The organism is Labrys methylaminiphilus subsp. lupini, from assembly GCF_051161885.1.
Lineage (GTDB): Bacteria > Pseudomonadota > Alphaproteobacteria > Rhizobiales > Labraceae > Labrys.
In genome coordinates this window covers 972,207-986,307 of the sequence record NZ_JBMDIH010000002.1, presented here as the reverse complement: position 1 = coordinate 986,307, position 14,101 = coordinate 972,207, and the positions used below count along the sequence as shown (strand labels likewise).

Here is a 14,101-nt window from a genome sequence, read left to right as displayed (position 1 = left end):
CAGATTGCGGAAGGCGGCCGCGGCCTTTGACAATGATCCGCGCGGCATTTTTGCGACCTCCCCCATATGGGGGGTTGCAGGTGGAGGCGCTGAACCGCATCATTTCGCTGCGGGATCCCAACAGGTAGGCCAAGATGGCAGTCTATGCCGGCATCGAGAACGAGATTTCAGCCGACACTCCCTGCGGGCCGGATCCCGATGCCGACGCCGATGCCCAGAATTTTCTGAGTGTCGCCGAAGGCCAATTGCCGGCGAGCTATCGCAGTTTCAACAGGAAGTCGTTCGAATCCAAGCAAACGCTTGCCGATCTTCGTACTCATCTCGAGAAATCGCGCGATCTGCGCTATCTCATCCTGGCGGCGAAATATCATATTCTGTCGGATGATTTGTCCGGCTTCGTCGACGCCATCGCAGCGAGCAATGCCTTGCTCGTCGCGCAGTGGGATCATTGCCATCCGACCCAGGCGGCCGGCGGTGCGGAACTGAGGTCCGCCTTCCTCAAATCGCTCGACGACCTGCCCACGGTCGTCCTGCCGCTGCAGAGCGCCACTTTGATCAACGACAAGCGCCTCGGTGCGGTATCGATACGCTCGGTCCTGGTCGGGGAAGGAAAGCTGCCTGCCCGCGAGGGGGAGACGGTCATCGAGTCTTCCAGCATCAAGGACGCCTTTCTGCGGTTCGAGCCGCTGCAGCAGCTTGTCGATTTATCGGCCAGTCTTGAGACTGTCCTCGCCAGCCTCGAAAGCCTGCGCCAGCTTTTCATCGACAAGGCAGGACACGAGGCAGCGCCCCAATTCGAGCAGTTGCCAGATCTGGTGCGCGCCATTCGCGCTTACGTGGATGGTATCGTCACGACACGCGAGCCGGGCTTGGCACCGGCGGCGCCTACCGAAACCGAAAGCAGGCCGGAAAGCGCCGACGCCGCTGCCCCACCGCCCGCTCCCTTCGCGCCTTCGAATGTTGCTTCGGTGAAGGAGGCATCCAATGCGCTGGCCGCGATCCTGACCTATTATGCTGGCAAGGAACCGTCGAGCCCGGCGAGGCTTCTCCTCAAGCAGGCGCATCAACTCGTCGGCAAATCCTTCGTGGAAGTCATGAAGATATTGGCGCCTGGACTGGTCGAGAAAGCCAAGATCCAGATCGGCGGCACCATGCCCTTTGCCTTGAGCTTCGCCCAGCTTTCGGCGCTGGCGGTCGAGGACGGCAAACCGGACGAGACCGAGGCAGAGGCCCGCATCTATACCGTGGCGACGCGCGGCGAGGCCACGGCGCTGATGCGCCAGATCGAGATCTTCTACAACAATATCGAGCCATCGAGCCCGATCCCCATGCTGATCGAGAAGGCGAGAACTCTGGTAGCCAAGGACTTCAATGCTCTTCTCATGGAAATCTCGCGCAAAGATGAGAAGTAGGATTCTAAATCCTGAATCAACCAGGGTCGCTCATCGGGACGAACAAACGAGACACTCGGGGAGTTAAGTAAGGTATTCTTATCTCCTCTTCTATGCTTTCGGACTAAGCCGATATCACTATTTCGAGAGTGGCGGGCAACTGCTTCGAAAACTGATATCATAGAGTCAAATATAGTACAGGAGGCGTTGGTGGAGATGCTGACCTCAAATCAGGATCCGGGCAAGCGTCATTGCCTTGCTTGGAGGACCGGCCTGCCGGTTGCAGCGCTCGCGGCTGTCATGCTTGCCTTGCCGGCGAGCGTCAAGGCGGCGGAGCGGCGCGTGGCTTTCGTGGTTGGAAACAGCCACTACACGGTGGTTCCCCAGCTCAACAATCCGGACAAGGATGCGCAGGCCGTCGCGGCTGCCTTGAAACGCGAAGGCTTCGAAGTGGTGTCGGCGCTCGACCTCGATCGGAACGATTTCGACAAGGCCCTGCAACGCTTCATCCGCTCGCTGCCGGGCGCCGACCTCAGCGTGTTCTATTATTCCGGCCATGGCATTCAGGTGGGCGGCGACAACCGCATCATTCCCATCGATGCCAAGCTGAAGGATCCGGCCGACCTGGAGGTCGAGACGATCAACGTCAAGACGATCTTCGCCTATATGCAGCAGAACTCCAAGGCGCAGCTCATTTATCTGGATTCGTGCCGGAACAATCCATTCCAGTCCCGCTCATTCCTGGTCGGGCCGCAAAAGCAGATGGCGGTCGCCGGCGTCGGCCTCGCCCCCCTGACCAGCCCGCCGAGCAGCCTCATCGCCTATTCGACCCAGCCCGGCGCGGTCGCGGAAGATGGCACCGGGGACAATTCGCCATTCACCGGCTCCATGGTGAAATATTCCTTCACGCTGGGTGTCGATGTGCAGCGCGCGCTCGACAAGGTGACCGACGACGTGTGGGCGGCCACCAACAAGCGCCAGCGCCCCTGGTCGGTCGGCACGCTGGCCCAGCCGATCTATCTGGCCAAGCCTGTCATCCGCATTGCCGCGGCGGCACCCGTACAGGTTGCCAGGAATGCCACCGTGAAGATTGGCCCGGCGCCCAAGCAGGGATCGGATACTTTCACCGATCAGGAAGCCCCGATACAGGTCGCCGCGCTGCTTGGCGAAACCTTCAACAAGCCGCGCCGCGTGCCGATCGGTGTCGGCCAGGTCGCGATGCTGGACGATCTGCCGCTGGTGCGCGCCGCGACGGGCGCGCAAATCCAGATCGCCGCGGCACCGGGTTTCGGTACGATGTATCTCAACGGAGCGCCTCTGGCCGAGGGTGACGTCGTCGACCAGAACGCCGTGCGTGCCATCACCTTCGAACCGTCGATCGGCTCGGAAGGCAAGGTGCAAAGCGTGCAGCTCAAGGTCGAGCAGCCCGGCGGCGAGGGACAGGTCGTCACCGGCAAGATCGAGTCTTTCGTACCCGTCTGCGACGACAAGGCGGGCGAACCACTCGACCCGCAGGGCGTAACCGTCGGCAAGCTGCCGAACGAGATCGACGCCAAGCCGGCCATCGCCGCCTGCAGCGAGGCGGTCGCCAAATTTCCCACTGTCGCGCGCTATAAATACGAACTCGGCCGCGCCAAGCTGGCCGATAAGGACGTTGCGGGCGCAATCGAACTTTTCAACGCGGCTGCCGATGCAAGCTATACACGTGCGTATTATGAGCTCGGCTATCTGGCCGAACGCGGCCTCGGCCGCTCGCAGGATCTGGTCGAAGCCAACAGGCTGTTCAAAATGGGCGCCGACCGTGGCGACCCCTATGCCATGCTCGCCTATGGCCGCAACCTAACCCTGGGACGAGGCGTAACCAAATCAGTGGATGAGGGCGTCAAGCTGCTCAACCGGGCTGTGGAACTCGGGCATACTTATGCGATGAATGCTGTCGGCGCCATGTATTACTATGGCCAGAACCTGCCGGCCAATCCAAAGCGCGGCGTCAAGTTCTACGAAGCGGCCCTGGCGCGAAATGACATCTATGCGATGCGCAATATGGGCATCGCCTATCTCGACGGCAAAGGCGTGGCGCGCAAGCCGGCCATGGCGATGGAATTGTTCAAGCAAGCCTCCGAGGGCGGCCATCCCGGCGCGCCCACCAATATCGGCGCCATGTATTTCAAGGGCAATGGCGTCAAGAAAGACCTGGCGACCGCCACGAGCTGGTATGAGATCGGCGCTGAACGCGGCGACTTCTACGCAGCGTCCAATCTGGGCTGGATCTATTCCAAAGGCCCGGCGGCGCAGCGCGATCTGGAAAAGGCTGTCTGGTATTCGAGCCTCGCCGTCGCGCTCGATGCTTACGGCGAACACAAAGAAGAAGCCGGAAATCTTCAGGCTCTACCGCTGGCCGAGAAAAAGAAGGTCATCGACAAGCTCAATGGCGAGTTGGGCAGCGATGCGGTGGCCCCGACATCGGATGTCGACAGCATGGTCGTGCTGCTTGCTCGCAAGGCCTGGCAGAAGCGCAATCCTCGTCTCGACCTGTTCTGACGCAGCGTCGCAACGGAGGCGAAGGACAGTTCTTTTCTACGGCATAGAACCTGGCTTCAAGCCAGGTTCTATGCTGTCGGCATTATTGCACTCAGCGACCGAGCAGGTGTGCGGCCCTTTGATAATCCGCCAACATCGTCATCTTCACATCGATGCGGTCATAGTCCACCATGAAGTAGCCACTGTCGGTATGGATGACCGCTTCCGGGTGTGTCTCAAGAAGATCCTGGGCCATGACGCCCACATAGATCGGGCCGCCCCAGACATAGCGGAAGCGATAGATGGTGAGGCCGCTGGGAGACTGGCCGATGGCACGGATATCGGTCTTGAGCCGGCGGTCCGACCACCCGCCGCCCCCGCTCGAGCCGCCGCCGCCGCTATTTCCGCCCCCACTGCCTCCTCCGCCACCGCCGCTGGGCATCGGGCCGCGTTCATCGTCGCCAGCGCCTGGCTCCATGATCACGCGCCTGCGAGGGGGCATCATCTTGTGATGAGGTCTGGTCGGCCTCGTCTTCCGACGCAGGGGCTCCGGTTCGTCCACGTAGACAGGTTCGTCGGGGTAACCTGACGCGCAGCTGGCAAGCACAACGGCCAGCCCGCTTCCCAAGACCCCAAACAACAGGCCCCGCCGAACTTCAAATTTGCTCGTCATCAGTATCTCCTAAAATCTGGCGGCACACACCGCGCCGATAAGGATCATAACAAGTACGACGGATTCAGGCGTGACAGCCCGCACAGAGGAACAGGCCGACCTGTATAGAAGCCGCCCCGCTGAACTGACCAAATGGTCAACAAAACAAGCGCGAAGACGACGACCCTGGTGAGGATATAGAACAAAACCCGTTCGTCACATAGATATAGTCTGTCTTTGCAAAGCAATTCCAGACGTCCCGGTGTGAGCCAGCCTGGAATGAAGACCGTGTTTTCCGGGCGATCGGCAGCCAAACGCCCCCGAGAGATGATTGGCTCGAGAGGCCTTTCCGAGTTGGGAAGGTCGGCCGTCAACCAAACCAAGGATCCATCCGCGGCTGCCAGAACTGGATCAGCCTCTTGCCGCCGGCGCAAGCAAGCCGCAGTGGGAGTAACCCACGCTGATTCGCAGAGCGGTTTGCCAGTTGGATCTGCAGCTCGCTCAAATGCGGTCTCTTACGATCCCTCAAAACGCGCTTGAACCGCCCCAACGGTCATATAGGCTCGACAGTCCGGCTTCAAAGAACTCAGGCCGCGGTCCAATCGAGGATGACGAATGGTTCCTCGACTTCCTTCCGGAGCAATCTCCGATAGGACGTGGCGGGGTCATATGGTGTCATCGCGCTGAACATTCCGGCAGTCGGAATGCGGTTGTCCGCCAGCCATTTGAGTGCGGTCGCCAGACCAGAGAAGGTACTGTGCGGCGCGTTGTTGTAGCCCTCATAGAGTTCTTCCCATATGAACCCGCGAGAAAGGACAGGAATCTCCCATTCCCAGCCGCTGCGCAGCACGACATAGTTGAAAAAGACTTCGTGCAGGATTTCATGGGCCGAGATGTCCGTGTAAGCCTTCCAGGGAACGCCCACCAGCACAACCTCGCCGCGCTTGCGGACGACTTTGCAGCCATCGAGCACAGCCTTCTCGTGGCCGGAGCAATCAATCACGAGGGCGACCTTCCCTCGATAGTCCGCGTCCTCGACCGGAATGGCGGCCAGTGCCCGGCCAATACCGGAAGCGAGTGCCTTTTCACGGCGCCCGTGATCCGGCTCGACGATGGTGACGTCATAGCCCGCGATCTGGCACTGATGGGCTGCCAGGTAGCCGACCGGGCCAGCGCCGCAAACGATGACCTTCTCGCCGGGACGAGCCGCCGTCGTCATCAGCGTGGTCATCGACACGCCCATCAATCGTGCGACGACGGCAAGTTCCGCCGGCATGTCCTCGGGTACCTTAAGCGTGTAACGGTGATCGAACTGCTGGGAGGACCGATGACCGCCCATGCAGAGCAGGCGATCCCCCACCTTCACATCCGTCACGGCCGTACCGATCTCCTCAGCCCGAAAAACCGCCGCATAGCCCGGGCGGATCGGAAAGCTGTCGCCATTGGCCCAGGCAAGCTCGGTGCCGGGGCTGATAAGCGTGACCAGGGTGGGCCCACGCACCTCACTCCCGCCCAGTTTTTCCTCCTCATAGTCGAGGAGTTCGAATTGCTGCTTGCCTGTGAATACGACTTCGCGGCCCATGACGGTCCTCAAACTTCTGGATGGGCGGTCACGCCCTGATGGCTTCGCCGCTGGTGGCGTCGAAGACGTGAAGATGCCGGGGGTCGAAATTAACCCGGATGCTTTGCCGGTCGGCCGAGGGGCGGCTGGAAGCCGGGATCTGGGCGCAGAGTTCCTGTTCGCCGATCCGCAGATTCAGGAGTGCTTCCGAGCCGAGATATTCCGTGACCTCGATCGAGGCGTCATGACCTGGCGTCCCATCGGGGACGACCTGGATGTCGCTGGGACGTATGCCGATGACGGCGTTCTGACCGGCCTTGAGCCGGGTGGCGATCGAGGCCGGCACCGGGAAGCCCAATGGCCCGGCCGAAAGCATTGCTTGACCGTTCGCCTGCTGAACCTCGGCGGGGATGAGGTTCATCGCCGGACTTCCGATGAAGGTCGCCACGAACAAATTGCGAGGATGCGCGAAAACCTCTTCGGGGGAGCCGACTTGCGCGATGTGACCGTCCTTCATGATCACGATCTTGTCGGCCAGGGTCATGGCCTCGACCTGATCATGGGTGACATAAAGCACGGTCGTCCCGAGGCGCTTGTGCAATTTGGCGATTTCGAGCCGGACTTGCGTGCGGAGCTTCGCGTCCAGGTTGGAGAGCGGCTCGTCGAACAGGAAGACCTTGGGCGTGCGCACCATCGCCCGTCCCATGGCTACACGCTGGCGCTGGCCGCCGGAAAGCTGCGATGGCCTGCGATCGAGCAGGGCCTCCAGGCCGAGTATCCGGACGGCCTCGGTGATACGAGCCGCAACGTCCTGGGCCGAGAGCTTTTGCGGCTTGAGCGCGAACTCCATGTTCTGCCGCACCGTCATATGCGGATAGAGAGCGTAGTTCTGGAAGACCATCGCAATCTGGCGGTCCTTGGGCGCGACGCTGTTCACCACCCTGCCCGCGATCTCGATTTCGCCTTGCGAAATGTCTTCGAGGCCCGCGACCATCCGCAGGGTCGTCGTCTTGCCGCAGCCCGACGGTCCCAGCAGGACCACGAACTCTCCCTCCTCGATCGCCAGGTCGATATTGTGCACGACCTCAATCTGGCCATAGCGCTTGATGACACCGCGCAGCGTTACGGATGACATGCGGTTACACTCCCAACTGCCTGGAGCAGACGCGTTCAGGCTGAACGCCTCCTTGCTCTAACCCCTTGTTTCGACGCGGCTTCAGCCCTTGACGGAACCCATGGTCAATCCCTTCACGAGCCAGCGCTGGCAGGTGAGGACAAAGATCATTCCTGGAATGAGCACGATGAACGAGCCGGCCATGATGCGTCCCCATTGGACCGCATCGCTGGACCAGAAGGACATCACCGCGACGGTGACCGTCTGGGCCTTGGAGCCGGTCAGCATCAGTGCGAACAGAAACTCGTTCCACGAGAAGATGAAGCAGAACACGGCCGAGACGGCCAGGCCTGGCGCGGTCAGGGGGAGCGTCACCTTGAGAAAGGTGGTGATCACACCATGCCCATCGACCTGGGCCGCTTCTTCGAGGGCCTCGGGGACCTCGTCGAAGAAGCCCTTCATCAACCAGACGGTAAGTGGAATGTTGAAGGTCGAATAGACGATGATCAGGGCAAGGGGTGTATCGAGCAGGCCGATCGTCTTGAAGATGATGTAGTATGGCACGACGACGGTGATCGGCGGAAACATCCGCATCGACAGGATCCAGAAGGCGACGTCGTTGATCCACTTGTTCTTGATCCGTGAGATCGCATAGGCGGCGAGCGAGCCTATGACCAGGCTGAAGGCCGTCGACCCCAGCGCCACGATGAGGCTATTCAGGATCTGCAGGTGGAACGGGCGTATGGTGAACAGGTCGTAGTAATTCTGCAGCGTCGGCGTGAAGATGAACTTCGGCGGCTGCGAGAACATATCCACGGGCTGTTTCAACGACGAGGCGAGGATGAGATAGATCGGGAGCATGAAGACGATCAGCACGATGCCGATGAGCAGATAGATCAGCGTTTTTTCGCGTATTGTGGGCGTCATGACTTAGAACCTCCCGCCTATCGTGCCTGGATGGCTTGGCGCCGCTGCATCGATCGGAAGAAATAGGTGATCAGCAGCGAGATGATGACCAGCGAGACAAAGGACGCGGCAGCCCCTACGCCCATCCGCCAGAACGTGAAGCTCTGTCGGTAGATGTAGAGCGACACGACCTCGGTCGCGTCAGCGGGACCGCCCTTGGTCAGCACGTAGATGATGTCGTAGATCTTGAAGGCATCGATCGCCCTCAAGAACAGCAGGCTCGCCAGCACGGGCCTCAACTGGGGCAGGGTCACGAAACAAAAGACGTCCCAGCGGGAATTGCCGTCGATGCGGGCTGCCTCATAGGGTTCCGTCGGCAGGCTCTGCAACGCGGCCGCCGTTCCCATCATGAAGAAGGGCGTCCATTGCCAGATGTCGGCGATGGCGATGGCCGTCAGCGCCCACTTCGTCGTGGTGATCCAGCCAATCGGCGAAATCCCAAGCAGTCCGGTAAAATAATTGAGATAGCCAAGTTCCGGGAAATAGAGGAACAACCAGACCAGTCCGACGATCACGGGCGATATCATCATGGGAATGAGCAGGAGGGTGCGCACGATCCCCATGGCCGGCAGTTTCTGGGTGACCAGGATCGCCATGCCCACGCCCAGGACCAGTTGCACCGACAGCGTCATCGCCATCAGCTTGAACGTGGTGATCAAGGCATGCAGGAACGCCGAGGAGCTCAGGACTTCCGCGTAGTTCGACAGCCCGACGAAAATGCGCGGGATGAAGGGCTTGGCAAGGTCATAGTTCCGGAAACTGAGCCAGAGCGCGTACAGCATCGGGAAGATGGTCGTGACGAACAGGATGACGATCGCCGGCAGCAGAAAGATGCGTGCGATGGCTCTGTTGCGTTTGGCTATCTGGCTCATGGCGTCTCCCCGATGCATCGGCTGATCGCCCCGGCTCGCAGGCCGGAGCTATCCAGGCTGGAGGTCCTCGTGCGATCTACTTCGCCAGGACTTCGACCGGCGTGTCCTTGATCCAGCGCAGGCGCTGTTCGAGCGGGAACATGGAGAGCTGCGTATTCACCGCAGTGCATGCCTTGGTCAGGGCCTCGAGCGCCGTCGGCGTTTCCCCAGCCATGTATTTGCTCAGCTCGACGCCGAAGTTTTCTTCAACCGTCTGGTAGAACGGATGGAAGATCCGGCGACGCGCATCGACCTGGCTGTCGAGGAGGACCTTGTAATAGGGGTACTTGGCCTGAAGCTTGGGATCGGCGAGGATCGACTTGCGGAACTGGCTGACGCCCTTGCCTTCTTCGGCAAACCGTCGCATGAGCTTCTCGCTCGTCGCCCATTTGATGAATTCCCAGGCCGCGTCCTTCTCCTTCTCGGGTGACTTGGCGTTGACGGCGAAACCAAGCGTGCCCGTATAGGTCGGTTGGGCCCCCGCGTCCGAGACGGGGTTTGCGGCAAAACCGACCTTGCCGTCCTTAGCGACCGTCGCCTCGTCGGGATTGGTCAGCCGCACCGAACGCACGCTCCAATAAGCTGCCTGTGCCGCCGCTCCGCGCTCCATGAAGCCGGACTGGATGTCCCACATCAGCCCCAGATAATCCGGCGGATTGAAGGGGATGAGCGCCTTCATATATTCGGCGGCCTTCACATGGGGCTCGCCCGTCATGGCGCACAAACCGGTCTTCGGGTCCCAATAGTCGCCGCCGAAGGAGCGCATGAAGGGGAAGTAGTCGTGGGTAATGGCCCCCTGCACGCGGCTGTAGGACTGGCTCACGCCATAAAGATCATGATCGAGGGGCTTGCCGCCGGCCGGCTCTCCCTTCTTGCGCGTGAAGAACTCGGCAATGTCGCGGTATTGCTGCCAGGTCTTGGCCGGCGCCAGGTCGTAGCCGTATTTCTTCTTGAAATTGGACTTCTCATCGGGGTTGTCGATCAGGTCTTGCCGATATTGCTGGAGCCACGTCATTCCCGAGGCCGGGAAGCCGAGCAGCTTTCCTTGCCAGCTCAGTTCCTGCAGCTGAACGGGAACGATGTCGTCAAGGCCGATCTCCCTGGCATCTCGCTTGGCTCGTGACGTCAGGTCCTCCAGCGCACCGGCTTCTCCGAGCATGCCGACCCAGGGACTGTCCACCCACAGCAGCTGGTAGGTGGGACTATCGGAGCTCGATTCGACGATGATCTTGTCGATCAGCCCGGGATAGGGCAGCTGGTCGATATGGACCTTGATGCCCGTCTGTGCTTCGAACTCCCCAACGAGGGGAGCGACGCGCGTGACCGACGTATCGCCGATACCGAGCATCTTCAGTTCCACGCCGGCATAGGGCTTGTCCTGCGCCCAGGCAGTTCCGGCCAGCATGGTCACCATGCAGGCCGCCCACACAGACTTCTTGACGTGTAGCATTCCCATTTCCCTCCCTGGATATTAGGCAGTGCACGCTTATTCGATTAAGCAGATAGTCACCGGACTGCTTGGGTTCAGCCGGCAGGGGAAAGCTGCGTTCCCTGCCCTCAAACTCTCAGCTATTCACGGACCACATTTTCGGGCCGCCGTCGCGCTCGTAGCCCAGCGCTCCGTCCCAGCTGACCAGTTCGAGAGACAGGCCCCATGGCGCCCTCAGATAGATCCAGTCGAGACCCTCCAGAGGCCCTGACGGGATGCGCGTGGGTCCATCGAGCACTTCGACGCCGGCAGCGCGAAGCCTCTCCGTGGCAGCGCCCACGTCATCGACCTGGAAGGCAAGGTGGAAGCCGCCGACCTCGCTGTTGCGTTTCATCGGTGTTTGCTCGGGCTCGCCGGAATATTCGAAGAGCTCGAGATTTCCTCCGTTCCCGCACAGGATGACGCGCTGATCCTTGATGCGCGTCCCAGCCGGGACACCGAGTCGGCGGACCATGAACTCGTCGTCGAGATCGGCACCACCGCATTCCATTACCGTGACGGCACCGAAGACCGTTTGGAAGAAGTCAACGGCCTGTTTCATATCCGGCACGGTGACGCCGATATGCTGAATGCCTCTAACCTGGATCAAGTCTTCCCTCCCTCGGTGCCGCTTATCCGTTTAAGCAATTTTGTGCGGACTTCAGTAGTAACTAATTAGTTATTTCATTTTGGCTTGATATTGTCAACGCCCTAGGCCTCGGCGAACGGACGCGGCTCGTTGCGCTCCCAGGAGAATACGGCACTCGGAAGAGCCGGCCGGCCCCTCACCAGATCGGCTGCCTTTTCGCCGATCATGATGGTGGGAGCATTGGTATTGGAGGAATTGATCAAGGGCATGATCGAGGAATCGCAGACCCTCAGCCCATCGATGCCGTGAACCTTGAGATCCATCCCCACCACCGACATCGCGTCATGTCCCATCTTGCAGGTTCCAACCGGATGATGGTCCGTTTTTGCCATCCGGCAGGCGTAGTCGAAGGCCTTTGACGGGTCGTTGCCGATGTCCGCTCCCGGCAGGACCTCTCGCTTCAGGAATGGCGCCAATGCCGGCTGCGCCATGATCTGGCGCCCGAGTTCGAGACCGCGCAGAGACATTTCCAGATCATAGGGATCGGCCCAGTAATTGGGGTCTATCAGCGGTGCATCTGCGGGATCGGCACTCTTCAATCGCACGCTGCCGCGCGAGCGCGGCCTCATGAAGGCAGTGTTCAAGGTGACGCCCGGGTTCTGGAGCTTGGCGATGCCGGTCTCGATCCCGGAGCCCTGCCCGAAATGAAACTGGATATCGGGTGATCGCGCGGCGGGATCGGCGTACCAGAACCCGCCCGTTTCAAAGAGCGAGGACACCACCGGCCCCGTCTTGAACAGCATGTATTGCAGGCCCGCGGCCACCATACGATGCGGGCGCTGAACCCGATCGTAGGAATGGTCGCCGCTGCACTCGCACAATACGCACAGATCGACATGGTCCTGAAGGTTCTCGCCAACCCCGGGCAGGTCGTGGACGACCTTCACGCCGACGGAGCCGAGGTGGCGGGCCGGGCCGATGCCGGACAACAGGAGAAGGCGGGGCGAGCCGATCGCGCCCGAGGAAACGAGAACCTCCCGGTCGCATGCAATGCGCCTGAGTGCCGTGCCCTCCTTGACCTCGACGCCGGTTGCCCGCCCCCGCTCCACCAGGATCCGCCTGACCTCGGCATTGCTCATGACGGTCAGATTGGGCCTCGGCATGGCAGGCCGCAAGAACGCCACAGCCGCCGAGGAGCGACGGGCATCGCGTTGCGTGAGCTGGTAATAGCCGATGCCGCGCTGATAGCGCCCGTTGAAGTCGGGGTTGTAGGGGAGGCCGGCCTGTTGCCCGGCCCGAATGAAGGCATCGCAGATCGGAAGCGCCCCACGCGGCATCGCCACACCAAGCGGACCGTCGACGCCATGGAATTCGTCGTCGAAGCGCTGATTGCCCTCGGCTCTCTTGAAATAGGGAAGAAGATCGCGATAGCCCCAGCCCTCGCAACCGGCCTCGTCGCGCCAGGCATCATAGTCGAGTGCATTGCCGCGGGTGTAGATCTGGGCATTGATGGTGGATCCTCCGCCCAGCACCTTCGCCTGGGTGTACCAAAGTACCCGCCCTTGCATGTGGCGCTGCGGTACGGTCGACCATCCCCAGGAAGCGATGCCCTTCGTCATCCGGGCAAAGCCTGCAGGCCAGTGGAACAGAAAGTTGCTGTCACCGCCTCCGGCCTCGAGAAGAAGCACCTTGACGTCGGGGTCTTCGCTCAAGCGCGAGGCGAGCACGCAGCCAGCCGGGCCAGCGCCGACGATGATGTAATCGAATTGAGCAGACACCGGCACACTCCTCCCCGGTCCCGCGCCGCCGCGAGCCGATATATAAGTAACTGTATAGTTATTTTCTATGCGTAGTTAGCCTGCTTTCGCCGATACGGTCAACGTCAAAGCCGCGGATGCGGAACGGCGCCTGCCACCGAGTGGCGCACGACAAGAGTGGGCTCGACCAGATATCGCCGAGGCTCGAGCCCCGCTCCCCTCACCTTCTCCAGCAGCGTCGCGGCGGCATGCCTGCCGATTGTGCGGGGGAAGAGATCCACGGTCGTGAGCGCAGGCAGCAGGGAAGATGATTGAGGCAGATTGTCGAACCCGACGATCGAGTAGTTGACGCCGACGAGCCTGCCCGCAAGGTGAAGGGCGGCATAGGCTCCGAAGGCGACGTAATCGTTGAAGCAAATGGCCGCGCAGCAGTCTGGATTCGTCTCCAGCAACCGCCTCGTCGCGATCTCTCCGCCCTCGTTCGTGGGTGAGGTCGGTATGATGTGCTCTAGCGCGATGCTTTTGCCAATCTCTCCCAAGGCCCTGCGAATGCCCTGAAGACGGCCAGCCCAGGTCTTGCTTCCTTCATGGCCACCGACGAAGCCGAATTCGACGATGCCGGTGTCGATGAGGTGCCGGGCGGCAAGATAGCCCGCCGTTTCATCGTCGGCACCGATGAAATCAGCCGAAGGATCGTTGATGTCCCGTACGCAAATCACATAGGGCTTCGATCGCCGACGAAGGCCCGCCATCATGTCGCATGATGTCGTATGACCCGGACTGATCAGTAGGCCGGCAACATTCTGCGCGACCAGAGCGTCGATCAGCGTCGCCTGGCGCGCCAGATCATCCTTGGTATTCGCGACGATGGTCAGATAGCCCGCTTCGTAGCAAAACGCCTCGAAATCACTGAGCAATTCCGCAAAGAACGGGTTGGAAATGTCGTGAACGATGACCCCGAGCAGGTTGGATTCGCCCGTGCGCAAACGTGCTGCGGTGTCATTCCTGATAAAGCCCATGGCATCGGCGACGCGCCGGACATTTTCTTGGGTCTCGATCGAGACGCGGCCATTGCCGCTCAGGGCATAGGACACCGCCGCCGTTGACAGCCCAACCGCCTGGGCGATGTCCTTGATGCTCGGCCCTTTGGGACGCCTGACCACTTCCGCCCA

The 14,101-nt window shown here is 60.9% G+C and carries 11 protein-coding genes; 2 read left to right on the top strand and 9 right to left on the bottom strand.

Translation table 11 applies throughout. From position 1 onward, the window contains the following. Nucleotides 1–134: 134 nt before the first annotated feature. The gene (locus ACN6KF_RS30220) at nucleotides 135–1,412 is read left to right on the top strand and encodes a type VI secretion system protein TssA (protein WP_434960573.1); all 1,278 of its coding nucleotides are present in this window, start codon (nucleotides 135–137) and stop codon (nucleotides 1,410–1,412) included. A gap of 195 nt (nucleotides 1,413–1,607) precedes the next feature. Beyond that, on the top strand, nucleotides 1,608–3,932 hold the full coding sequence (locus ACN6KF_RS30215; protein WP_434960572.1) for a caspase family protein: 2,325 nt from the start codon (nucleotides 1,608–1,610) through the stop codon (nucleotides 3,930–3,932). Between the two features lie 91 nt (nucleotides 3,933–4,023). Here the strand turns inward: ACN6KF_RS30215 and ACN6KF_RS30210 are convergent, their stop codons facing one another. From ACN6KF_RS30210 to ACN6KF_RS30170, 9 genes are all read right to left on the bottom strand, one after another. After that, nucleotides 4,024–4,389, bottom strand: coding sequence for a tail fiber domain-containing protein (locus tag ACN6KF_RS30210; RefSeq protein ID WP_434960571.1), 366 nt, complete (start codon nucleotides 4,387–4,389; stop codon nucleotides 4,024–4,026). A 760-nt stretch (nucleotides 4,390–5,149) separates the two neighbouring features. Then, nucleotides 5,150–6,145 carry a zinc-binding dehydrogenase gene (locus ACN6KF_RS30205; RefSeq protein WP_434960570.1) on the bottom strand — a complete coding sequence of 332 codons (996 nt, stop codon included), beginning with the start codon at nucleotides 6,143–6,145 and terminating at the stop codon, nucleotides 5,150–5,152. A gap of 28 nt (nucleotides 6,146–6,173) precedes the next feature. Then, the gene (locus tag ACN6KF_RS30200) at nucleotides 6,174–7,259 is read right to left on the bottom strand and encodes an ABC transporter ATP-binding protein (protein ID WP_434960569.1); all 1,086 of its coding nucleotides are present in this window, start codon (nucleotides 7,257–7,259) and stop codon (nucleotides 6,174–6,176) included. A gap of 81 nt (nucleotides 7,260–7,340) precedes the next feature. Further along, nucleotides 7,341–8,165, bottom strand: coding sequence for a carbohydrate ABC transporter permease (locus ACN6KF_RS30195; protein ID WP_434960568.1), 825 nt, complete (start codon nucleotides 8,163–8,165; stop codon nucleotides 7,341–7,343). 17 nt (nucleotides 8,166–8,182) lie between these two features. After that, on the bottom strand, nucleotides 8,183–9,076 hold the full coding sequence (locus tag ACN6KF_RS30190) for a carbohydrate ABC transporter permease (RefSeq protein ID WP_434960567.1): 894 nt from the start codon (nucleotides 9,074–9,076) through the stop codon (nucleotides 8,183–8,185). A gap of 76 nt (nucleotides 9,077–9,152) precedes the next feature. Beyond that, entirely contained in the window at nucleotides 9,153–10,565 is a 1,413-nt protein-coding gene (locus ACN6KF_RS30185; protein WP_434960566.1) for an extracellular solute-binding protein, read from the bottom strand. A 115-nt stretch (nucleotides 10,566–10,680) separates the two neighbouring features. After that, nucleotides 10,681–11,193, bottom strand: a complete 513-nt coding sequence (locus tag ACN6KF_RS30180; RefSeq protein ID WP_434960565.1) for a VOC family protein — start codon at nucleotides 11,191–11,193, stop codon at nucleotides 10,681–10,683. A gap of 101 nt (nucleotides 11,194–11,294) precedes the next feature. Then, nucleotides 11,295–12,950 carry a GMC family oxidoreductase gene (locus tag ACN6KF_RS30175; protein WP_434960564.1) on the bottom strand — a complete coding sequence of 552 codons (1,656 nt, stop codon included), beginning with the start codon at nucleotides 12,948–12,950 and terminating at the stop codon, nucleotides 11,295–11,297. A gap of 104 nt (nucleotides 12,951–13,054) precedes the next feature. Then, the gene (locus ACN6KF_RS30170) at nucleotides 13,055–14,092 is read right to left on the bottom strand and encodes a LacI family DNA-binding transcriptional regulator (RefSeq protein WP_434960563.1); all 1,038 of its coding nucleotides are present in this window, start codon (nucleotides 14,090–14,092) and stop codon (nucleotides 13,055–13,057) included. Between the last annotated feature and the right edge of the window lie 9 nt (nucleotides 14,093–14,101).